24 protein-coding genes are annotated in these 22,942 nt (G+C 34.2%); 5 read left to right on the top strand and 19 right to left on the bottom strand.

The window, feature by feature from the left end; all coding sequences use genetic code 11:
• Window positions 1–171 precede the first annotated feature (171 nt).
• Window positions 172–1,638, bottom strand: coding sequence for an aminoacyl-histidine dipeptidase (locus QRY57_RS13270; protein ID WP_286017687.1), 1,467 nt, complete (start codon window positions 1,636–1,638; stop codon window positions 172–174).
• Window positions 1,639–1,827: 189 nt separating this feature from the next.
• Here QRY57_RS13270 and QRY57_RS13265 point away from each other — a divergent pair, with 189 nt between their 5' ends.
• Window positions 1,828–2,214, top strand: coding sequence for a GNAT family N-acetyltransferase (locus QRY57_RS13265; protein WP_170833630.1), 387 nt, complete (start codon window positions 1,828–1,830; stop codon window positions 2,212–2,214).
• Between the two features lie 15 nt (window positions 2,215–2,229).
• On the opposite strand, the gene spoIISB is transcribed toward QRY57_RS13265, so the two are convergent.
• The 6 genes from spoIISB to QRY57_RS13235 all read right to left on the bottom strand — a co-directional run bounded on the left by spoIISB (window position 2,230) and on the right by QRY57_RS13235 (window position 6,540).
• Window positions 2,230–2,406, bottom strand: a complete 177-nt coding sequence (gene spoIISB / locus QRY57_RS13260; protein WP_286017686.1) for a stage II sporulation protein SB — start codon at window positions 2,404–2,406, stop codon at window positions 2,230–2,232.
• A 76-nt stretch (window positions 2,407–2,482) separates the two neighbouring features.
• Window positions 2,483–2,611 (bottom strand): hypothetical protein, encoded by a 129-nt coding sequence (locus QRY57_RS13255; RefSeq protein ID WP_026590828.1) that lies wholly within the window; start codon window positions 2,609–2,611, stop codon window positions 2,483–2,485.
• Window positions 2,612–2,732: 121 nt separating this feature from the next.
• Window positions 2,733–3,473: a type II toxin-antitoxin system SpoIISA family toxin gene (locus tag QRY57_RS13250; RefSeq protein WP_026590827.1), complete on the bottom strand. Its 741-nt coding sequence runs from the start codon at window positions 3,471–3,473 to the stop codon at window positions 2,733–2,735.
• Between the two features lie 197 nt (window positions 3,474–3,670).
• Window positions 3,671–4,405, bottom strand: coding sequence for a 2,3-diphosphoglycerate-dependent phosphoglycerate mutase (gpmA, locus tag QRY57_RS13245; protein WP_286017685.1), 735 nt, complete (start codon window positions 4,403–4,405; stop codon window positions 3,671–3,673).
• A 176-nt stretch (window positions 4,406–4,581) separates the two neighbouring features.
• On the bottom strand, window positions 4,582–5,058 hold the full coding sequence (locus tag QRY57_RS13240; RefSeq protein WP_286017684.1) for a MarR family winged helix-turn-helix transcriptional regulator: 477 nt from the start codon (window positions 5,056–5,058) through the stop codon (window positions 4,582–4,584).
• Between the two features lie 171 nt (window positions 5,059–5,229).
• Entirely contained in the window at window positions 5,230–6,540 is a 1,311-nt protein-coding gene (locus QRY57_RS13235; protein ID WP_026590824.1) for a DEAD/DEAH box helicase, read from the bottom strand.
• A 500-nt stretch (window positions 6,541–7,040) separates the two neighbouring features.
• Between QRY57_RS13235 and QRY57_RS13230 the strand changes: the two genes are divergently transcribed.
• Window positions 7,041–7,370, top strand: a complete 330-nt coding sequence (locus QRY57_RS13230) for a YkvA family protein (protein WP_026590823.1) — start codon at window positions 7,041–7,043, stop codon at window positions 7,368–7,370.
• A gap of 40 nt (window positions 7,371–7,410) precedes the next feature.
• Here the strand turns inward: QRY57_RS13230 and QRY57_RS13225 are convergent, their stop codons facing one another.
• From QRY57_RS13225 to QRY57_RS13205, 5 genes are all read right to left on the bottom strand, one after another.
• A complete protein-coding gene (locus tag QRY57_RS13225; RefSeq protein ID WP_286017683.1) occupies window positions 7,411–8,988 on the bottom strand; it encodes an aminotransferase class V-fold PLP-dependent enzyme in 1,578 nt (525 codons plus the stop codon).
• 13 nt (window positions 8,989–9,001) lie between these two features.
• Window positions 9,002–9,550, bottom strand: coding sequence for a glycerol-3-phosphate 1-O-acyltransferase PlsY (plsY, locus tag QRY57_RS13220; protein ID WP_286017682.1), 549 nt, complete (start codon window positions 9,548–9,550; stop codon window positions 9,002–9,004).
• A gap of 217 nt (window positions 9,551–9,767) precedes the next feature.
• Complete coding sequence (locus QRY57_RS13215) at window positions 9,768–10,034, bottom strand: hypothetical protein (protein WP_286017858.1); 267 nt, start codon at window positions 10,032–10,034, stop codon at window positions 9,768–9,770.
• A gap of 123 nt (window positions 10,035–10,157) precedes the next feature.
• Window positions 10,158–11,447: a PTS sugar transporter subunit IIC gene (locus QRY57_RS13210; protein ID WP_286017681.1), complete on the bottom strand. Its 1,290-nt coding sequence runs from the start codon at window positions 11,445–11,447 to the stop codon at window positions 10,158–10,160.
• A 13-nt stretch (window positions 11,448–11,460) separates the two neighbouring features.
• A complete protein-coding gene (locus QRY57_RS13205) occupies window positions 11,461–11,766 on the bottom strand; it encodes a PTS sugar transporter subunit IIB (RefSeq protein WP_286017680.1) in 306 nt (101 codons plus the stop codon).
• A 252-nt stretch (window positions 11,767–12,018) separates the two neighbouring features.
• Here QRY57_RS13205 and QRY57_RS13200 point away from each other — a divergent pair, with 252 nt between their 5' ends.
• Window positions 12,019–13,578, top strand: a complete 1,560-nt coding sequence (locus tag QRY57_RS13200) for a glycoside hydrolase family 10-like protein (RefSeq protein WP_286017679.1) — start codon at window positions 12,019–12,021, stop codon at window positions 13,576–13,578.
• A 91-nt stretch (window positions 13,579–13,669) separates the two neighbouring features.
• Entirely contained in the window at window positions 13,670–14,065 is a 396-nt protein-coding gene (locus tag QRY57_RS13195; protein WP_286017678.1) for a hypothetical protein, read from the top strand.
• 154 nt (window positions 14,066–14,219) lie between these two features.
• On the opposite strand, the gene QRY57_RS13190 is transcribed toward QRY57_RS13195, so the two are convergent.
• The 4 genes from QRY57_RS13190 to QRY57_RS13175 form a co-directional block, all read right to left on the bottom strand.
• Window positions 14,220–15,053, bottom strand: coding sequence for a DUF3974 domain-containing protein (locus QRY57_RS13190; RefSeq protein WP_286017677.1), 834 nt, complete (start codon window positions 15,051–15,053; stop codon window positions 14,220–14,222).
• Window positions 15,054–15,077: 24 nt separating this feature from the next.
• A complete protein-coding gene (locus QRY57_RS13185) occupies window positions 15,078–16,187 on the bottom strand; it encodes a toxic anion resistance protein (protein ID WP_026590820.1) in 1,110 nt (369 codons plus the stop codon).
• A 214-nt stretch (window positions 16,188–16,401) separates the two neighbouring features.
• Entirely contained in the window at window positions 16,402–17,838 is a 1,437-nt protein-coding gene (locus QRY57_RS13180; RefSeq protein ID WP_286017676.1) for a class I adenylate-forming enzyme family protein, read from the bottom strand.
• Between the two features lie 38 nt (window positions 17,839–17,876).
• Complete coding sequence (locus QRY57_RS13175) at window positions 17,877–18,458, bottom strand: O-methyltransferase (RefSeq protein WP_051588548.1); 582 nt, start codon at window positions 18,456–18,458, stop codon at window positions 17,877–17,879.
• A 314-nt stretch (window positions 18,459–18,772) separates the two neighbouring features.
• Between QRY57_RS13175 and QRY57_RS13170 the strand changes: the two genes are divergently transcribed.
• Window positions 18,773–18,931, top strand: a complete 159-nt coding sequence (locus tag QRY57_RS13170) for a hypothetical protein (protein WP_090689319.1) — start codon at window positions 18,773–18,775, stop codon at window positions 18,929–18,931.
• Between the two features lie 54 nt (window positions 18,932–18,985).
• Here QRY57_RS13170 and QRY57_RS13165 read toward each other — a convergent pair whose 3' ends face one another.
• From QRY57_RS13165 to QRY57_RS13155, 3 genes are all read right to left on the bottom strand, one after another.
• Window positions 18,986–19,855, bottom strand: a complete 870-nt coding sequence (locus QRY57_RS13165) for a sigma-70 family RNA polymerase sigma factor (protein WP_286017857.1) — start codon at window positions 19,853–19,855, stop codon at window positions 18,986–18,988.
• A 17-nt stretch (window positions 19,856–19,872) separates the two neighbouring features.
• Complete coding sequence (locus tag QRY57_RS13160; protein ID WP_286017675.1) at window positions 19,873–21,156, bottom strand: protoporphyrinogen/coproporphyrinogen oxidase; 1,284 nt, start codon at window positions 21,154–21,156, stop codon at window positions 19,873–19,875.
• A 139-nt stretch (window positions 21,157–21,295) separates the two neighbouring features.
• Window positions 21,296–22,936, bottom strand: a complete 1,641-nt coding sequence (locus tag QRY57_RS13155) for a family 14 glycosylhydrolase (protein ID WP_286017674.1) — start codon at window positions 22,934–22,936, stop codon at window positions 21,296–21,298.
• Window positions 22,937–22,942: the final 6 nt, after the last annotated feature.

The following is a 22,942-nucleotide window of genomic DNA, read 5'->3' as shown; positions in this document are numbered from 1 at the left end:
ATGTTTTATTTTCTTTCTAATACAGTACATGAAATTATTACTTTCTTAGTTCCCTTGCCAGCTAAATTTGCAAATACTGACATCACCTATTCACCCTATCCGTGTGAGAAATCCTATAAATACATCAAAAAACTGCCTAAGAAAATCTTAGACAGTTCGATTCATTCATATTTATATTAAAGATTTTGTTTCTCTCATTACATCAATGAAGTATCCCCAGTTATTAATAACAGAAGAAATACTAATATGTTCATCCGGCGTATGAACGTTGAAAATATCTGGTCCAAATGAAATTGCATCTAATTCAGGCATTTTTTGAACAAATACACTGCATTCGATACCAGCGTGCACTGCGAAGATTTCAACATCTTTATTATATTTTTCTTTATGCACTTTTTCAAACAAATCACGAATCGATGAATTTGGATTATATGGCCATTCTGGATACTCTGATTCCTTCTCAAACTTTGCTCCGACCAATTCTGCAATATGCTTAATTTCATTCGTAATATGCTGCTTTAGACTACTTACTGAACTTCTTACTTCGTTTCGCAATTTAATTTCATTATGTAATGTTTCAATAACTCCTAAATTTGTTGAACTTTCTACAAGCCCTTTAATATCCATACTCATACTTTGAATACCATTTGGAATTAAGAATAAAGAAGATATAAGCTGTTTTTGTGTTTCTTTCGCAAATACTTTTTCTACTTTTTCTTCTAATTTCGTAAGAGACACATGTACATCGGGATCAATAGCACGTAGCTCTTCTTGTAAAATGCGTGTCCAATCTGCAACTTTCTCTTCTGCCTTATGTACATCATTTGCAGATAATAAAATTGTTGCTACACTTTCACGTGGAATTGCATTTGTTTTTAATCCACCATGGATTTCACTCATGTTAAATTGGATCTCATTCGATAAATCATATAATACTCGTCCTAAAACTTTGTTTGCATTACCGCGTTGCTTATCAATTTCCATACCCGAATGGCCGCCTTTTAGCCCTCCAACATATAAACGATATGCAGCTAAATCAGCAGATATTTCTTCCCAAACAACAGAAATTGTTTCAACTGCTTTTGCTCCTCCTGCACTGCTTACTAGTAATTTATGATCTTCTTCAGAATCAATATTAATAAATATTTTTCCATCAAAGTGCTTTGGATCAACAGCAAAAGCTCCGCCCATTGTTGTCTCTTCTTCTGTTGTAATCACAACTTCTAGTGCTGGATGATCGATATCTGTTGAATCTAAAAGCGCTAATGCATATGCAACTGCAATTCCATTATCCGCACCTAAAGTCGTTTGATTTGCATACAACATGTCGCCAACAATTCGTAACTCGATTGGGTCCTTTTCAAAATCATGAACTGTTGCCTGATTCTTCTCACAAACCATATCCATATGACCTTGGATAATAATTGCTGGAACATTTTCATACCCTTTAGTTGCTGGCTTTTTAATAATTACGTTTAAAGCTTCATCTTGTACAACTTCTAAATTACGATCTTTTGCAAATTTCACTAAGTAATCACTAATTTCTTTTTCATTTCCAGATCCTCTTGGAACCTTTGAAATTTCTGCAAAATGATAAAATACAGGGTGCTTTGTTAATTGTTCTAAAGTAGAATACATTGTAAAGCTCCTCTCTCAAATAAATCATTGAATTTTAAATTATTCTTTTCTTTATCATTATACCACGCTTCATCATTTTACTTTTTATGAAAGATGTAAACCTATCGCTCCTATTTAACAAAACTATCCTACACTTTTTTCACAGAATATTGTTATAATTTTTATAATACATAAAAAAGGAGAATGTATATGTATTTTACAGACAACCTCCCTGATCCTGAACATATTTTCGATTTATACGATTCCGTCGGTTGGAATGACTTTTTAAAGCTTTCAAAAGAGCAATTGCATCATGCTCTAACTCAAAGTACTTTTGTTATAAGTGTTTATGATAACGATCAATTAATTGCAACAGGGCGTATCATTTCAGATGGGGTAATTAACGCTTACCTATGTGGATTAGTCGTTCATCCATCCTACCAAAATCAAGGGATTGGAAAAGGTATAGTGCAAAAATTAATAGTGAAATGTCAAAAACGGAATCTGCATTTACAATTAATTTGCACAGAAGAAAATATTCCATATTATAAGAAACTGGATTTTGAGGAATTCGGAGCAGGAATGAAGAAGAAATAAAAAAAGAAAATGCTTTTATACATTTTCTTCCAATTTTTTCCTTTGTATATATTTTGATGCATCATGATTCATGAGCTTTTCTAATCGATTAATATTTTCTGTTAATGCACCTTTTACAAGAGAGAAATCTGTATTTGGTGCTTCTTTTTTTTCCTTAAAAAAAGAAAGTTTTTGTTGTTTGATTTCTTGCATTTTTTCCTCCCCCTTTTATAAAAGAGATACAACCTTTCTCTCTTAATTATATCTCAAATATAAACCAGACGCACTTTTATCCGTTTCTTTTTAATTCTTCTTCTAAACTTTCTACTTGCTGCATTGTATCTCCTTTTATTAAAGAGAAATCTGTTGTATCCTCAGTTTCTTCTTTGAAAAATTCATTACTATATTCTTTTTCCACTACAATCACCTCTACCTGCTAGTGTTGGGATGATTGTCCAAATTTATTCAATTATGTTTCATTTTCACGAACTTTGTCTATATTTATGTATGAAAGAAGGACAGAAACTTTTGCTTCTGTCCTATTTACTAAAATAACTATGATGAATCGTTAAATTATATACATTTTCAAAATCCCGATCTTGAAGATTGTTCTTTTGACCATCAATAACAATACAAACATCTTTTACTATTTTCGCTGGTATAATACCAACATTTTCAACCTGCACTGCTTTTTGTGCATTTAACTGCTCTATATGTTCTAAAGGTACTGTAATACTAAATTGAGAGCGGATACCACGGAAATTTGTATTTAATTCATTGGCTGTCACAAATACAACGATTTTTGCTCCAATTTTTTCACCATACGTATCAAGAAATACATTTAAGCTTTTTGCATACTCTGTTTCAGTTTGCCACTCCATCGTCCCAAATGCCACTGGGTTTACATTTTGAATAATTGTTGTGTAAATTTCACCTCGTGCTTTCGAAGCAATTAATGATCGTTTAATAGATTGAACGGTCTTTCCAATATCACTAAATTTCGCCCCCCATATTTCCGAAATGTTTGGAGTTAAAATAAACGCAATATCAACAAATATGACCATTGCAACGAACATTAAAATGTTTTTCCAGAGGGTTAAATCAATTCCTTTCACCATGAAATAAATTGTGACTGATGTAATAAAAACACCATACCATGTTTTTCGAATCAGCTGTTTTTTCTCTTCGTACAACTCTTCATTTTTCCAATAAAAGAAAATAAGAAATAAAAAAACTAGTACAAGAAAAAACAAACCAATTCGAATGTTAGAGACTGTCAATTACATCACCCTCCATTCAAAAACTTCTCACGATATCATTACATGCTCAACTCTCTCTCATTATGACAAAAGACATGGACAACCTTCTAAAATAAGCTATACTGCATATACATGAGAAGAAAGCCACGTCTTTTATAATGAATCTACATTTTACATGTAGACAAGCATGCATTTCAAACTTTCACAAATATTTTTTATCAAGATATATGCTTTGGAATTACACCTTCAGGTACTGCACCATCCATACTTAAATAATAATGACGAATGGGTTGTAAATTGTCATCTAATTCATATACGAGTGGTATACTCGTTGGAATATTCAATGACACAACACCATCATTCGATAAATCATCTAAATATTTCACAAGAGCACGAATCGTATTCCCATGAGAGGAGATTATGACCCTTTGTCCAGCTTGTAACATCGGTGCAATTTCCTTATGCCAAAATTCCAGTACTCTTTGTTCTGTATCCTCTAGACATTCTGTAAGCGGGAATTCGCCTTTTTTCAAAAATTTATATCTTGGATCATCAGCTTCATACCTTGGATCATCTTCAGTAAGAGCTGGTGGTCTTACATCCGTACTTCTTCTCCATATTTGAACTTGCTCATCACCATATTTCTTTGCTGTCTCATCCTTATTTAACCCTTGCAATGCTCCGTAATGTCTTTCATTTAACTTCCATGATTTATGTACAGGAACCCATGCAAGGTCCATTTCATGCAGAATAATCCACAACGTTCGAATTGCCCGTTTCAAAACAGATGTATATGCAACATCAAACGTATATCCATTGTTTCTTAATATTGCACCTGCTTCCCTTGCTTCGGTTAATCCATTTTTCGATAAATCTACATCTGTCCATCCTGTAAATCTATTTTCAAGATTCCATAAACTTTGTCCGTGACGAATGAGTACAAGTTTTATCATAATAATTCCCCTTTCGGAAATAACTATTTACATTTTGTAATGTGTACACGTAATAAAGTATCTGGTAATGTGAATTTTTTATCCATTTATTCTATGATTCATCCCTAGTTGTCAACATTCATGGATAAAATTGTTTTTCAAACTCTAAAAACAGACGAATAATTTATTTACTCATTTTAATCAACTGGCTCTTCACGCTTAGATAACCATGCATCAAAACCTAAACGATTATTTGCTAGTTCAGTCATAACTTGATGCCAATTTTCTTCACATGTTTCACCAAATTCCGAAAAAATCCTTCCCATTTGTTTTCTTTGCACATCACTCAGTTTTTTTTCTAACTCTGCTCCTTTTTGCGTTAGGACAAGCTGTTTCACACGACGATCATGTTCTGCTTCATTACTTTCGATAAGCCCCTTTTCAAGAAGCTGACGAAGTGGCCCATGAAGAGCTTGTTTACTTATTTCTAACAGAGATAACAATTCATTTATACTGAGCCCTGGAAAACGAGCAATAAAAAATAAAATTCGGTGATGCACCCGCTGTATACCATATTCTTTTATAATTTCATCTGGTTTTTCTGTAAATGTTTTATATGCAAAATAAAACAATGCAAGTGCTTGATTCATTTGTTCTTCTTTATGTTGTGTCATCTACTGTCCCCCTATATGTAAATTATACCACAATTTATTTCAGAAATATTAACACGCCTGCTTTGACTTAATAAGGGGTATTCCAAGTCAACTTACTAATAGTGCTATGAATAAAAAAGTCGTTTCCTTCTTTAAAAGAAAACGACTTTTGTTCTTAACACGTACTCTATATTAACGACCTCGTCTTTGCTGTCCTTGCTTTATACTACTTTTCTTCTTACTTGGTTTATGAAATGATCGCTGTTTTGAATTTTTCGATTCTCCGTGGTTATCTTTTTGACGATATTGACCTGTTTTCATTGGCTTTTTCATTTGTTGCTTTTGTTTTGTTTCATTCACTTCATTTTTTTGTTTAGCAGGCTGTTCGATTACTTGTCTTTGTAGTGTTGCACCAATACCTTTTTCAATTTCTTTTAAATACATTTCATCTTTTGGTGCAACAAATGTAATTGCAAGGCCCGATCCACCAGCACGTCCAGTTCTTCCAATTCGGTGAATGTAACTTTCTACATCTTCTGGAATATCGTAGTTAAATACATGTGTTACACCCTCTACATCCAACCCACGTGCTGCTACATCTGTTGCAATTAAATATTGAATTTTCGCATCACGGAAACTCTTCATCACTCGTTCACGTTTTCCTTGAGATAAATCACCATGAAGTTCATCACAATTATAACCGTAGCCTTTTAAATCAGCATATAACTTACTCGCTCTACGCTTTGTACGGCAAAAAATAACTGCTAAAAACGGCTGATCACGGTCCATCACATAACGTAGCGTATCTTGCTTTGCACGATCTGTCGTTTCAATCACACGTTGTTTAATATTATTCACCGTTACTTCTTCACTTTGAATTCGAATCATTTCAGGTTCTTTCATATAGCGCTTCGCAAGCTTTTTAATATCTTTTGGCATCGTCGCTGAAAATAACATCGTTTGTTTACTCTCAGGTGTCTCATCTAAAATATCTTCTATATCGTATAAAAATCCGAAATGAAGCATTTGATCCGCTTCATCTAACACAACCATAGAAACATTGGATAATACAATCGTTTCACGGCGTAAATGATCTAATAAACGTCCTGGTGTTGCTACAACAATATGTGTACTGCCTTTTAACTTTCTCATTTGCTGTGCTACATCTTGACCGCCATATATCGCAAGAACATTAATATCTTCTTTATGAACAAGCATCTTTTCAATTTCAGTTGTAATTTGCAGTGCTAATTCTCTAGTTGGCGCAACAATTAAAGCTTGTACATCACTTGACGTAGGATCGATTTTTTCTAAAATTGGCAAGACAAATGCAAGTGTCTTACCTGTACCAGTTTTTGCTTGCCCAATTATATCTTTTCCAGCCGTAACGACCGGGATTGCTTGCTCTTGAATTGGCGTTGCTTCAGCTATCCCGTTTTCACGTAGTGTTTGATTTAACGTCTCACTAATTCCTAATTCTAAAAAGGTTTTCAAACAGATCACTTCTTTTCCTTATTTTTCACATTAAGGTTTCATTGTACCACTTGTTACAGCAAATATGAAAAATAAAATAATTCTTAGATCCTTTTTTCATGTGCGCTATGTATTAATTGAAGAAATTCTTTCTGTTTCTTTTTTAACATCGGTAATAATGCCTTATTGGAAACAACCAAATAAATTTCTCAATTCTTCGATTATTCTAAATAAAACTTATGTATCTTATACCTTCATTTAACTTTACAATATGACACTTTAACTTCGAGTCAGTCCTGGGATAAAATTATATACTATCTGCTATTACCTCAAACAAAAGCCACATGTTTTCTCCTCCTATCTTCTTTTTTATTCTTATAAAAATGAGCAATAAGAATAAAACGATAAAAAGGATTATTTTGTCGATTGTTTGTCTATCCTTTTAAAAAATCTATATTTTTACGTGTTTTCACATAATGTTAAATATACATTTACAATATGAACGAAAAAATAAAATGAGGAGTGAGAATATGGAGAAGCAGAAACTATGGAAAAAACTAAAAAAAGGTGCAACCAAGTTAGGTAAGTCCGGTGTATATGAGAGCATTATTTTATATTACACCTTAAAAAAGAACGGATTGCCTTTTAAAGCTAAAATGATTATATTAGTTGCACTCTCTTATTACGTTTGGGCAATAGATTTCATTCCAGATTTAGCAGCTATTATCGGGATTGGCCTGTTAGATGATGTTATCGCAATTGCCTGGGCACATAAATATATCATGGCACATACAAATGCAGAAATTCGAGAAAAGGGAAAAGTGAAAATGGAATCCTTATTTGATTCAGCACATACATAATACATGAAATAAAAAACTCGCCCTTTATAACCGTCTTTCACTATACATTTACTTGTTTCACATGCATCCGTAAACAATCCAACATTCTTTTCATTTCACGTTCTTTATACTGATTTAAACAAGCAATTTGGATCCAATTATTTTGTTGTAAATAGGATGATTCATAATGGATAATAAATCCTTGCGAAGCTAATGAATCTCCTATTTCATTAGAAGAAAGTTCTTTATCCAATGCAATTGTAAGAATGATAGATGAAGCATGCTCTTTTGGAGATACAAGTTGTAATCCCATATTAGTAACAGCTTCTTCAATAAAAGCATATGTTTGATATATCTTCTTATACTCGATTTCATCTTCAAATTTCTTTAGCGCTTCTTGTAATGCATATATTAAATTCCAAGATTGAGAATACGGTACACTCCCGTTTTCCTCATACATTCCTATGTCCATGTAGGTAGGTAATGTTTCATTTGCATTCACAATATGATTGTAAAATACAAAAGATAATCCCGTGTATGCTCCAATCGCTTTTCCACTAACTCCGCTAGCAAAATACACATCTTCTAGAGAGGATTGTATTGCTCCAATAGAACTAATACAATCTACACATAATTTAATACCGTACTTTTTACTAATTCCAATTAACTCTTCTAAATTATTTAGCATACCAGTGGATGCTTCGTGATGAACAAACCATAACCATTCGTACTCTTGATGTTTCACTAATTTCTCTATTTCCTTGTATAAAAATGGTCTCCCAATTTCTATTTCATATGTATCAAACGATAAGTTTACTCGAATCGCCTGCTTGATTAAACGATTTCCAAACTCACCATTTGTTAAAATGAATCCACGTCCCTTTAATAACTTTAGCTGCAAAGCGATTGAATCATTTGCTAATGTCCCTGTCCCAAGCATGATTTGCAAATGCTTAGCTTTTGTCATTTGCAATAGTCGTTTTTTCACATTCTCCATCGCAGCTTTAAATCGGTTGGAACGATGCGAAATTGGATTAGAAGCAAATGCTTGCTGGACATTTTCACCAATTTCGACAGGGCCTGGTAAAAACGTATATTCTTTTGTTACCACATTTATAATGCTAGATTGTCCAAACATTTTTGGGGTGATATACATCGGCTGAAATGCTGCTTGCTCTGTCCCAACTAATTTATAAAAAGGACGAAAACCTATTTGTTCATAAAGAGGTAACTCACGCGTTGTTGCTGAAATGAGCGCTAAATCATACCCATTTAGAAGCAAATAGCGATGCAAAAATCGAATCAATCCGAGTAAAGCTCTTCCGTTTCGATATCCTTGCTCCACAGCTAATAAACGAATTTCATATACACGATCACCACGCTCTGGTAACCACTCATCTAAATGAGGTATTTTATTATCTAAGGAGAATGGTCGCTTTCCTCGCACCGCAACCATTCCTACTAATGTTTGTTCGTCTAAACATATTAAATACGTATTTTCTTCATGGAATAAATCTATGCTTTTGCGCTCTTCTGTTTGTTCATGCTGTGGAATTTCTTCTACGAATGTTTTATAATTTAGTTTATGAATACTTTCAAATTCCCATGCTTGATCAGCAATTTTATACATTAACCCCATGTTTTAATCTCCTTTATTTTCTATGTGCGTACAAAATCAATATAATAATGCAAACACTTAGTACAATCGTAACCATTGAATAAGAGTATGCAATCATACAAAGTGGTAAACAAGCGATTGTAATTAAACCAGCCTTTGTGAAACTCTTAAAAATTAAATAAAACAAAATAAATATAAGGACCAGAGTAAGCGCTATCAAATAATTGAACACAATTAGTCCGCCAATAAATGTCGAAATTCCCTTTCCGCCTTTATATTTAAAGAAAATTGGATATATATGACCTACAACAACTGCTAGTAACGAGATTAATAGAAATATAGACTCTCCAAATAAGATTATTGCTACATAAACAACAATTGCCGCTTTAAGCGCATCTCCCAAAAATGTAGCAATAAAATATCCTTTCCCGTATAAACGCCCTATATTCCGCGCACCAGGATTTCCACTACCCGCTTCTCGAATATCTATCCCGTATTTCCATTTTATAATCATATATGCTGTTAATATGTTGCCAATCATATAAGCGCCTATTACATATAGAAACTGGTTAATATGAATCATGTAATCATTCACTTTCAAAATAAAAGTATTTTTATTAAAATTCTTAGACTTATACAATCCTTTTTGTAAATAATACCAAATATTCATTTTTTATACGAGGCTACTCTGCTATAAAATTCATTTTTTATCCCGCATCATTCCCTTGAATATGAACAAGAGCAACATCTATTACCAGATATTAAGCCAACAATATACATAGTATCACCTCTACATTTCTTTAAAAGACAATCATATATGTAAGCAATGTACAACTAACTAGAAAAGATACAAATCTAACAATTAGTTGTACTTTTGATGAATACGTACCATCTATAAAAGATACAACAATTGTCAGCATCATACTTGCCGAAATACTCGTCACAATCCATATACTGTGCATTTGTGATACATCTAACATTCTTAAAAGAAGCGCAAACAGAAGGTTTGAACAAACTACTACAAATAGAAGTAAAAACACACTTTTATAACTGAACTTTATCCTCATTTTCATTTCACCCTCTTCTATTGATAAAATGGACAAGTTTCACCTTTAGTCATGAAAGAAGTGATAGACTTATTGCCTATCACTCAAATACATATCTATATGATTTCTTCGTATTTCTCATTCTTAAGCATTCACAGAACCTTGCTCGCCATCACCGCTCTTTTCGACTTCAATCATATTTTTATCGTACATTTTAAAGAATGGCAGATAAATAAGGAATGAGATTGCTATATTAATGAAGACTAATACAACTGCTCTCCAATCTCCACCCGTCGCTAAATATGCACCAATTGGAGCTGGCAATGTCCACGGCGGCATAATATAAGTCGCTGTAACCAGTCCCATAGCAGTTGCGGTATAAGCAATAGTTGCGGTCACAAGCGGTGTAATAATAAAAGGAATAATTAAAATTGGGTTTAATACAATTGGAAGTCCAAATATAACTGGCTCATTAATATTAAAAATACCAGGTACAATACACGTTCTCGACAGCGCTTTAGAATATTTTGATCTACCGAAGACAATCATGGCTAATACAAGCCCTAATGTAGCCCCAGAACCGCCAATCCATATAAACCATTGGTATAATGGTTCCGGTGCAATAAATGGTATACTGCTTGCTCCATCTGCAACTGCTGCAGAGTTTTTACCAAGATAAACTTCCCATAAAGGACGGGCAACTGTCCCAACAACAGAAACACCATGTATGCCAAATGACCAAAAGAATGTAATGAGAAACACAGGTATAATAACTCCAAAATAACTATCACCAGCTTTTACTAATGGTGCAGCTAGCTTATCAACTAAATGGTGTAAATCAATACTAAAAACAACAGTAATAATACTCATAATAATAATAACGAAAGCAGCAGGTATAAGTGCTTCAAAAGAACGAGATACAGACGGTGGTACTTGCTCTGGCATCTTAATCATCACATTTTTCGTCTTACAGAATCTCAAAATCTCAACCGATAAAATAGAAACAATCATTGTAACAAATAACCCATGTCCCCCAAGGTTTGTCATTGGGAGCATAAACCCTTTCTTATCAATTAATTCAGGTGTCAATGTAAGGAGCAAGGAACAAACTGCAAGCTGCGCTCCTGATAAGGCATCTAATTTGTAACTTTTCGCCAAATTATATCCAATACCAAAGGCGATATAGAGCGACATAATAAACATCGTTAACCGATATGGTATTAGAATACTCGTTAGATGCTTGGCTGCCCATAATGAAATAAAACTATCCTTTGGAAGAGGCGGAAACGCTACTATTAGAAAGAAACTTCCTACAATAATAAACGGTAATGCTGAAATTACACCATCACGAATTGCTTGTAAATGCCTTTGCTCAGAAAGCCTTGCCATTGGGCTAGATAAGTTATTCTCAAGAAACGAGATAAACTTATTCATATTACTCTCCCTCCTAATGAATGAGTTCTTGCACTGCTTTTAATAACACCGGACCACCAAGTGGTGTATAAGCCTGCGGCGGAATCACACCACAAGGGACGGACTGTTCATCTGCTATTTTTTTCACTGCATCAAATCTATGCCTTACTTGCGGAGCAACCATTACTACATCCCAACCATTTTTCACCTCCTCTTCCACTTCGCTTGTTCCAATTGCGTGTACAACCATACTAATCCCTTTTTTCTCCGCTTCTTTTTTTAAAGCGTTTACAACAATTGAACTGGACATTCCTCCAGAACATACAAACAGAACTTTCATTTCATAATCCTCCTATATGCTTTAAGTAATTTCCATCCTTTTTCAAGGACTGTCAAACCGCCAACAAAAAGAAGTTTCACGTTATTAAAAATCATATGAAGAATGTAGACAAATTAGTTCTGACGAAATGAAAATTCAGTAAAACTATTTTTTATTTGAAATAAAAGTTTCAGCGCTCTACTTTCTCAATTGTGAACCTTACATTCACGTGATATAGTAGTCTCAATAATAGAATATGTAAGGAGGCGTACGATGATTTTCAAAAAATTATTAATGAGTTGTTGTAGCGTCATCTTGATTATTCCCTTCCTGTTCATAACCTCTAGGTCCATACAAGCTGAAGTACCTACTACGTATCAAAAACATGAGTTACGCGCCTCATGGGTTGCATCTGTGCTCAACATTGATTGGCCCTCTAAGCCAGGATTACCTATCGAAAAGCAGAAGCAAGAATTTATCAAACTACTAGATGATGTAAAAAATGTAGGTATGAACGCAGTTGTTATGCAAATTAAACCCACCGCCGACGCTTTTTACCCTTCCCAATATGGCCCTTGGTCCGAATATCTTACAGGCGTGCAAGGTAAAGACCCTGGCTATGATCCGCTTGCATTTATGGTTGAAGAAGCCCATAAAAGAAACCTTGAATTTCACGCATGGTTTAATCCCTACCGAATAACCATGAATCACACTAATTTAAATCAATTAGCAGAAAATCACCCCGCTAAGCAACATCCCGATTGGGTTGTATCTTATGGAGGAAAACTATACTATAATCCCGGTATTCCAGAAGTGAAAAACTTTATAACCGAAGGAATATTAGAAGTCGTACAAAATTACGACATTGATGCCGTTCACATGGATGATTATTTTTATCCTTATAAGGTAACTGGGGAGGAATTCCCAGATCAGAATACCTATGAGACTTACAATAATGGAAAATTCTCTAACATTGGAGATTGGCGTCGCGATAATGTCAACCAACTTGTAAGTGGATTAAATACCACTATTAAACAAGAAAAATCTTATGTCAAATTTGGAATTAGTCCATTTGGTGTATGGCGGAATATAGCTGATGATCCAACCGGTTCTAATACAACTGCTGGACAAAGAAATTATGATGACCTATATGCTGACACACGAGAATGGATCAAAAAAGGATATATTGACTATATTACACCGCAAATCTATTGGAATATCGGTTTTGCACCTGCAGCATATGACGTTTTACTAGATTGGTGGGTAAAAGAAACAGAAAACAAACCAATTCACTTATACATTGGACAAGCTGCATACAAAATTAATAATAACTCAGTCCCTGCTTGGTCAGACCCTGAAGAATATCCAAGACAAATTACATTAAATCATCAATTTTCACAAATAAAAGGTAGCATGCACTTTAGTTTAAAAGATATTAATAACAATCCATTAGGAATAAAAGACCGACTACAAAAAGATATTTATAAACACCCTGCATTAATTCCACCAATGCCTTGGCTAGATCAAGATCCACCTAAACAACCTACTTTAAAAGGTGCCATTGCAAGAAATGATGGTATTGCCTTAGGAATTATCGATAATAGAAACAATGATTCTACGTATTATGCAATCTATCGAGTAGATGAAAAGAATGACGCTGACATTCAAAAAGCTGAAAACTTACTTACTACTGTACGAAAAACAAAACCTGGGGAAATTTATGTAGATAAGACAGCTATGTCTGGTGAGACATATACGTATGTGGTGACTGCTTTGGATCGGTTGCATAACGAGAGTAATCCTTCTAGCAAAACTACTATAAAAGCGAAATAATTATAAAACCCCTTACTCTAAAAGTGAGGGGTTTACTTTATGTATATAAATAAAACGATTATTTCCTCATTAATAGATAAGAGGTTTTAACATGTTATCATTAAAAAAACTTTTAACAATGCATGGTTTAGATTGTACAAGAACTAATATAAAACTTATTCGTCATAAAGATTCACGAATTAATCTAGCTGAATTATATGAAAAAGGGGAATTTGAGTTATACCAACAACATCAAGACAAGGATGTCTTAAAAAATTGCAAATACATAGTAAGCTTTCTTGGTATTGATGGTTCAAAAGCGAAGTTCATCGGTGTGTATGAAGTTATATCTACACAGGCTGTTTCCGATTTCCAATGTACAGTTAAACTAGATTGGATGGCACCTGAAATAGGAAAAGGTAATAATTTTTATTATAATCTAACACCTCTATCAAAATTTAATGATTTAAAAGAACGATTAGTAATTGATTGGGGAAAAGTGCACTAAGTTGGCAGCAATGGTTACACAAAAACGATAAGGAAGTATTTGAAATTGAAAGCCTATATAAAGAAAAATTAGGCACGCGTAAGTTTGGGTACAATTCAAATTAAATAATGAAATTACAAAAGCCTCTTGAGTAAATTACTCAAGAGGCTTTCCTTTACTTATTCTTAAATTTCTCCTTCGCCGCTCTCATCTTCACATTCAAATCATGATCAATAGAGTCCCGAATATCTCGTTCTACCGCTTCCATTTCTTTTTGAAAGTTTTGTAAGTAAACTTGCAATTCTTCTTCTTTTTCAGGACGTTGTGATGGCGGCAGCTGTGTTACTAATGACAACATAGCGATTAAGTCTTTCATTAAGAATGTTTCCAGTTTGTGTTGTTGTTCAAACATACGTTGTTCTTGATAGTAAGGAAGTGCATTTAAGACCGAAATCGTAATCTCATCAACCATTCTTTGTAATGAAGGATTAACAGATCGTTTATACGCCTGAATAGTATTTAATGCATCCGGATAACGATCGTAAAAATACAATTTATAAAACGATAGATCCGTTGGCTTAGATGATTGTTGTGCTTCTTGCCGTAAGAAATCCTTTACTTTCACTGCAGTTACATCAATATCTTCATTTGTAACTTTTTTCGTTGTTTTTGCCATTACATGTACTTTTTTCTGTTTATCTTTCGGTAACATAGAGAAAACTTGTTCTCTTGTACGTTGATCTGCCGCACAAAAAAGTGTGTTAAATGCTTTTTGTTCTTTTTTCCCTTCTGTACGAATCCAGCGATAAAACAGAGGATGCTGCGTAAATTCTTGTAAAAATGGTGTTGATTTATTTGATAATTTTTCAATTGATTCGTGTGCCCGCTTATATGGTTTCGTCCAGGATAAGTAAAATTTCCGGCCGAAGTAAACGAGTAAAACAACAACTGTAAACCCTAGCAAAAGCAAAATTCCACCTATCATTAAAACAAATTCGAAGAAACCCATCTTTTCACCTCCTCTAATGACCTTTTATTTCTTTGGACGCTGAATGAGCTTCTGCTTCATTTCATCATTAAATGTATCAAGTTCAATAACAAACTTCTTACTTGATTCGATAATGCGTTCTGATGATTTCTCAGATGCTTCAATAGCTGCAAATACATTTTGGAATGATTCGCGCAGCTTATCCATGCTGATTGCTGGATTTTCAAGCAACTTCGTCGTTTCTTCTGTGTTTTGTTTTAAAGCTTGTGAGTTACTTAATACCATTGATTCGATTGCTTCATTCGTCGCATTAACCGCATCGATTGTTTTACGTTGGTTCGTTAGTGCTAGCTGAATCGCTGCTGAAACAGTAACTACATTTTGCGTCATTGTAATTGCATTACGAATTGCCTCTGTTAACTTTTCGTTATTTTTCTTAATGATGTCTACTGATGCGATAGATTGCAACAATACACTTTTTGCTTGCTGCATGTTGCGTGTACGCACAAGAATTTTTTCTAACGCATCATTGATTAATGGAATATCCTTTTGACGATCTGGATTTTGCTTTTCTGCTTCAAGCATACTAGCAAGTTTTCTACCAAGATATACTTGCTTATCCAATGCATGGATTTTATCATGTGATTGCTCTTTTAGCATTTCTAAACCAACCGTGTCTTCTTGGAGATTGTCACGTCCAATAAGCAATGATCTTATAATTTCTTCAATTTGTTTATCTATAGATTGATATTTATGAACATACGTTTCAAGTGGATTTTTCTTAAAAACTTTAAACATAAATTTCTTCATACCCGACGCTTTTAATGAATTAGGATCAAGTTCTGATACGACTTTACGCAGTTCTAGCAATGTATTCGGAATCTCTTCATTCTTCCCGTTCATCATTGCAGTCACAGGACGTTTTAATGCTGATAATGTTTGACCTGCTGCTTGCTGTTCTTTATCTCCTAAATCTCCAAGCTGGGATAACACTTTTGAAAGATCAGTATTTTGTTCACTATTTAACTTTTTCACATATAAATCAGCTTCTTTATTCAGTTCAACAAGTTCTTCATCTTTAATAACTGTATCAACAACTACTTGCATATTATCTTTCGCTACTGATACAGGTTCTTTTTTCTCTAATTCAGTCAACAAAATCGCTCCTTTATTTATATGTGCGAATTTATTTGCACTATATTTCATCTAAAATATCGTATACCACTTATATGATATTTGTTTGAAATCGATTTTTAATAAACTCCTGCTTATGCAGTCATTCCCTGTTTCTTACCATAAGTATACCTGTTTCGTGCATTATTTTCCTCAGACTTAAGACCTAGAATGCTACGTGCTAAAGGCGGATTCTTCACATATTACACGGTTTATTGTTTAGTAATTCCGCTTTCAATTTTATTTTGTCTACCTTCCCATTCGGCTTCTTAGGTAATTGTGATAATATAGTCCAATTTCTTGGTTGCTTATATGATATTAATTTCTGACGACACTCTCGTTGAATAGCTAATAATGTTTGAGAAGGTTCCTTTACAATAATAGCGTGTATGACTTCTCCACGATTATCATCTTTTTCTGCAAACACTATAGCTTCTATAACACCAGTAAGTCCCATCAATACCTCTTCTATTTCACCAGCATACACAAAGCTCCCAGCAGCTTTTATAACGTCTCGGTCTCTACCTATTAAAACAATTTTTCCATCTTTTCTTTGAAAACCAATATCATGTGATGTTACCCAATCTTCTATGAAAGTAGCTTTTGTTTGCTCTTCATTTTCAATATATCCTTCAAAAGCCTGACCAGATCGAACAAATAATTTCCCAAAATTTTCTTTATCAGTTACTATTCGTTCTTTCTTCTCATTAAAGAAAGCAATCTCCACATCGGGGAATGGTACTCCGACTGTTTCAGGTGCCGTTCTTGCATCTTCTGGTGTTAATAATGAGGCATACCCCATTTCTGATGATCCGTAATACTCATACAAAAATGATTTAGAAAAACATTCCTCAAATTTTTTTCTTTGTATAGGCGATAATTTTGTCCCAACTGAAATCATACACTTCGGAATCATTTCCTGTACACTTTGTTTTTGCTTTGCATAACGAGTTAAAGGTTCAATTAAAGCTGGTGTAATAGAAGCACATGAGCCTTTCGCTTTGAAAAATGCCTCTGGTGTGAAATTAGATAATAAAACAATCTCAGCTCCTGTAGCTAATGCATGAAGTGCCGGGTATAGCTGAGCTGAATAAGATAAATGTAATGGAACTACTATGCGATCACTTTCAGTTAGCGAAAACGCCTTACTCCATCCTTTAAGGCTACTAGTCCATGATCGATGACTTTTAACAAAACCTTTCGGTGTGCCCGTTGAGCCTGAAGTATAGCCAAAGAAGTATAACTCTTCCTTACTATTCACATGTCTAAAAGGAAATGAGATGGTATTATGCTCCATTGTTTGACATACAGTCCCTTTAGATGTGATAATCCAATTAGGCTCCGTTCTACTTACAATTGTTTTCCATTCCATTTCTGTAACGTCTGGATGAACTGGCAGTATAATTCCACCAATTTCTGAAACTGCAAGGGCATCTTGAATCCATTCCATACAATTGTCTAACTTTATAATAAAAATATGCCCTGGTGCCGCTCCTTCTTGCATAAGCACTGATACACGATTTGAAACATTCTGCGCCAACTCTTTATAAGTCCAACTATTATGTTGTTCCGAAAGTGCAACGCAGTCAGGATTTTTTTGTGCCTGCTCATAAAAATAAGAATGTATATGCATTTTTTATTGAATCCCCTTGTTTGTTATGGCTATATTTTTTATTTTTTTCGTGCTACAAACGCTCCTTTTTGAAAACCTAGCAATACTGTTTCAAACGTATCATCTTCTTCAATCATCTGAATACATTCCGCTAACTCTTCTGCATGCGAAGTTGCATTATCGATTACCAGAAATCCCTTAGGTTCTAATATTCGCTTTATATTTTCCCACCACCACATATATTGAGTACGCTCTGAATCTAGGAAAATAAAGTCAAACGAACACTCTACTTGTGTATCTAGAAACGCCCCCGCTTCCTGATTATGAATATCAATCTGATATCTAAGATTTGCCTTTTCAAAATTCATAAGTGCCTCTGCAACTCGTCCTGAAGAAAGTTCAACAGTTGTAACATTTCCTTTCGTTTCTTTAGCCGCATTTGCCAACCATAATGTTGAATATCCATTTGAAGTACCAATTTCTAAAATTCTTTGAGCGCCGCACCCTTTTATTAAAATAGATAAAAATTGTCCCATTTCACGAGAAATATTTCTTAATTTTTCTTCTCGTTTCTCTTTTTTACTATCGTGCTCTTTTCCGTATTTTTCAAGCTCTAACAACAATAATTCTAATGAATTCATACAATCTATCTCCTTTCCAACAAATTTAATGATAAAAAATTGATGAGAAAGTTGATTATGTTTGTCTACCTTTCATTATATGCTAAACGAATAGGTTTTTCCTGTTATAAGACAAAGAATTGAATTTTTTTGTAGCGTATTGTTTCGTTTTTTGGTAAAGTTAATTTCTACGTGTAATTATTCCATTCACATTATTTTACAATCAAAATGCAATTATAAAATCATTTTTAATCGGTATTTCAAATTAAAAAAGCGCCCTTTTCGGACGCATTTTCTTTTGTTTATAACTGTATGTAAGAAAGGATGCTTTGAACATGAACGTGATTAATTTAGACGCTGCTAGAAAACGTAAACAGCACAAAAAGCGAATGATAACTATACCGATTATTAAGCGTATTTACGAAGAGGACGGAGAAATTAAGTTCGAGGTATTAGGCGAAAAGGATGTTCCTCTTGAAATGTTAGAGAAGTAATTTACATGATTTTAAATCGAAGACGCATCTCTGTTGAGATGCGTCTTTTTCATTCTATACATTCTCATTTAAATGCATAAGCTTATCTGGATTCATCATCATATAAATAGATGCTATTTTCTCTTCTTGAAACTCAAACGAAAGCACATACGTAGCGCGATTATTTATATTTACAATAATACCAGGTGTACCATTCACCATTCTAAATGCAATGGAATGTTCTTCTGGTAACGTTTTGATAACTCCTAAGAATAAGCGCACAATCCTTTCAGATGTGTAAATTGGTTTAAGAGCTGTTGTGACCTTCCCTCCACCATCTGATTTGAATATCGCATCTGTTTTTAACACTTCTAGCATTGCCTTTACGTCTCCTCGCTGCAAAGATGCGACAAATTGTTCCACATATGCAGCCATCTGCTTTATACTTAATTTTGAAGCTTTCGATTTATCTACAATTCCCTTTCTAGCACGATGAAAGATTTGCCGACAATTTGCATTGTTTTTATCAACAATTGATGCGATTTCATCATAATCGTAACCAAAAACTTCTCGTAATATAAACACTGCCCGTTCAATTTCAGATAACTGTTGTAAAAGCAAAAGATACGCTGTAGAAATAGATTCCTTCATTATATATGTCATGGAAGGATCATCATTTTCTTCAACGAGTGGTTCAGGTAACCACATGCCAACATAAACATTTTGTTTATGAGCTGCTGAACGTAATTTATCGATGGCACGGTTCGTAACCATCTTACATAAGTACGCTTTTATATTATCAACAGACTCTAGCTCTTCTATTTGATCTAATGAAAGAAATGTATCATGAACAATATCTTCAGCGTCCATAACACTCCCGAGCATACGATAGGCTAAAGAAAACAATAAAGGCTTATATGCTTGATACAATTGCTCCAGTTCCAAACTCACATGACCCTCTTTCAATTTGTGATTTTACTTTGTTCTAAAATTTGTAGTGCTGCTCGTTTACCACTAGAAACTGCAGCGTCAGCTAATAATTCATCATGGCCAGCCCAATCTCCTGCAACATATATCCCTGGCATTTCAGGAACAGCAGGCCCTGGATTTTCAGTACGACCAATATGTGGAAAATCATATACAACTGTTACTTTAGGCAAATATTGCTTTTCAACTAACTCCTGTTGCCACTTCGGGTGTAATAAATCCATTGTATGTTCTAACAAAACTTTATCGTCACTAAAGTTACTAGCTTGTAATGCAGGATTGTGATATTTTATTAATCCCACTACTACCGTTCCATCATCACTTAACTTAGCGGCTCTTGATTGATTCGTAAAAAATACAGGTTGATCTAATCCTAAAGCAAATTGATATGATGGATTGGGTAACCTTCTTAAACCAAGATCTAACGAAGCTGCTGTAACTGGCATAGACTGTTCTTTCCATATTTGTAGCGCAGTATCTTTTGCTCCCTTTATAATTTTACAAGCTTCTTTTGGTGGTATAGTAACAACAACAGTAGGAGCTTCAAAGAGTTCTTCACCAGAACAACGAATTCTTTGAATATGACCACAGTGCTCAATTTCAACTACATTTTTACTCGCTATAAAATGAACGCCAGCATTTGTAGCTTCGTCTCTTAGCTTTGTTATGATCGTCTCCCATCCACCATCGACATAAAAAACCCCTTCTTTCATTGATCGTTGTATTTGTTTTAGTACAGAAGATGCTAACTGTAATGTAGGAGCATATGTGTAAGTCGATGTTCGGCATAATGCATAAAACATATTTCTTACCATTGGATCTTTAATTTCTTTTTCTGCCCATACACTCAAACTCATTTTAGGAATTGTCTTCAAATCAAATTTCCCTAACTTTAACATCAAATGGAAAAATTGTATTTTTGCAGACCATGAAAATAATGGTGTAGCTAAGATTGACCGAAAATCTGTCGGTATTGTATACACATCATTTTTCCATATACCATGTGCACTAGTAGAAGGTATTCCTCCTAGAATGTTGATTCCAAGTTCCTTAAGAGTTGATAGTGCTTCTCCACCGCGATATAAAGCGTGCGCCCCAAGATTCATAAGAACGCCGTTTTTATTCGTTGTTATTGCTCTTCCGCCAAAGCGACTCGATTTCTCTAATACAACAACTTTTTTACCTTTCCTTGCTAAATAAATCGAAGCTGTCAATCCAGCAAGTCCCCCGCCTATAATTGCCACATTAAAGTTCTGCATATAAATTTCCTCCTTATTGTTTTACACACAAGACGGATGAAGGAAGATGAATGTGACATTTTTTAAGATTTATTTTTCCTTCAAAAACAAAAAGATCCTTTATCTCATATTAAAGGATCTTTTTGTTTACATAATATAATTACCACAAACTTACATAATCGGTAGTCTTCAAGGGGACTGGATTCCAACTTTGTTGCATTGTTTGCCATGATTTGACCGTTCCATCTTTACTTTTAATGAACGCTTTAAATTCTATATTTCTTTCAGCTGGCAACACAACATTTCCTCTCCAATCATTACTACGAGAATCATAATATAATTGAATTGGATACTGTTTCGTGTCCCAACTTCCTAATTCCGCACGATTCCCCGTAATATATACAGTATCTCCTATTGTTGTAGGAGCATTTTTTACTACAATCGTTTGCATAACAGGTGTCACACCTAATAAATTCTTAAATTTTCCCATTAGTGAATTATTATACATTACATCTTGATAACGAAGTAAAGTAAATCCAGCAAAATTATAATTAAAAGCCATTTCTGCAACTCGTTTATACTCCTCTTCATTTCCGATACTTAAAGCATTTTCACCATTTAATACAATTCCCTTTTGATTAGCTAATGTTGCAATATCTTGTACTAATGTTCTAGGCATTGAATATTCCGGATAATTACCTTTATCCGTCATTTCTAGACAAGTAAATGTTACATCTAACTTTGCGCTTTTGAAAGCATCGAGTAAATGGCTGTAATTATTATACCCTGCCGGCTTTTCTGCTCCGTGAGGTATAACCGGATTATTATATTGCCAATGTACTCCTGCAATCTTTGCACCGATTGGTACTTGAAAACTTGGATCAAAAGCATTGTGTGCCAATTCACCAATTAATTTTGCATGACTTTCTAAAACACCTTGATACCATTCTAAATAATCTTTTCCATATGAAGAATTATATCCATTCTTTAGAAACAGTTCCCCATCACTTGGGGGTAAAATTTCTGAAACAGAAGTAAGTTTTGTACTCCACGCTTTGTTCACTTCATTTAAGGAATCATATTTATTTAATACCCAGGAACGGAATTTTGATTTTGCAAATTCTGTATATGCTTGAAACTTTCCACGTGATGGATAACCGCTTCCATCAGCAGATGTGTAGGAAGGATATCTCAGTTCTCCAGCTGGTCCCCCAGACAAATATATTTTTGTGATTACATCTTTATACGGTTTCATAGCTGCTGCGAATGCCGTATATAGTTCACCATATTCCTTTTGAATTACATCTGAAGCAAGTGGATTCAATGTTTCTTTATTAACGGTTCCGGTTTCAGATTTAAAGTAAAGACTATCATCATTTTTTTGATTCCAAACCCATGAAGGAATTGGTACGTTGCAATCATCCCCAACATTTCCACCGCACTGATGTGTAGAAATAATCGGAATCATTTTCATACCTGCATTTCTTACCGATTGAGCAAAACGCTGTACGTATGAAAAATCAAATTGCTGATCCCCGTTCTTTTCCATGTCTCCCCACCAAAAATCAACGGTAATAGCAGAAAAGCCATTCTGTTTTGCCCATCTTAGATCATTTTCAAATGTCTCCCAGTTTGTTACTTCTGGAATCTTTTTTAACGGGGCCATTACATATGCTTTGTAGTCCGGATTCATTCCTTTTCCATTTACAGCCGCAAAACTAATTTGCGGAATTAATAATGATACAAATAACATACCGATAGACAAAATAACAATACAAAGATATTGAAACTGATTTTTCATCGACAT

It is taken from the genome of Bacillus arachidis, from assembly GCF_030285945.1.
Classification (GTDB): Bacteria; Bacillota; Bacilli; order Bacillales; family Bacillaceae_G; genus Bacillus_A; species Bacillus_A arachidis.
This window is presented reverse-complemented; position numbering and strand designations above follow the sequence as displayed.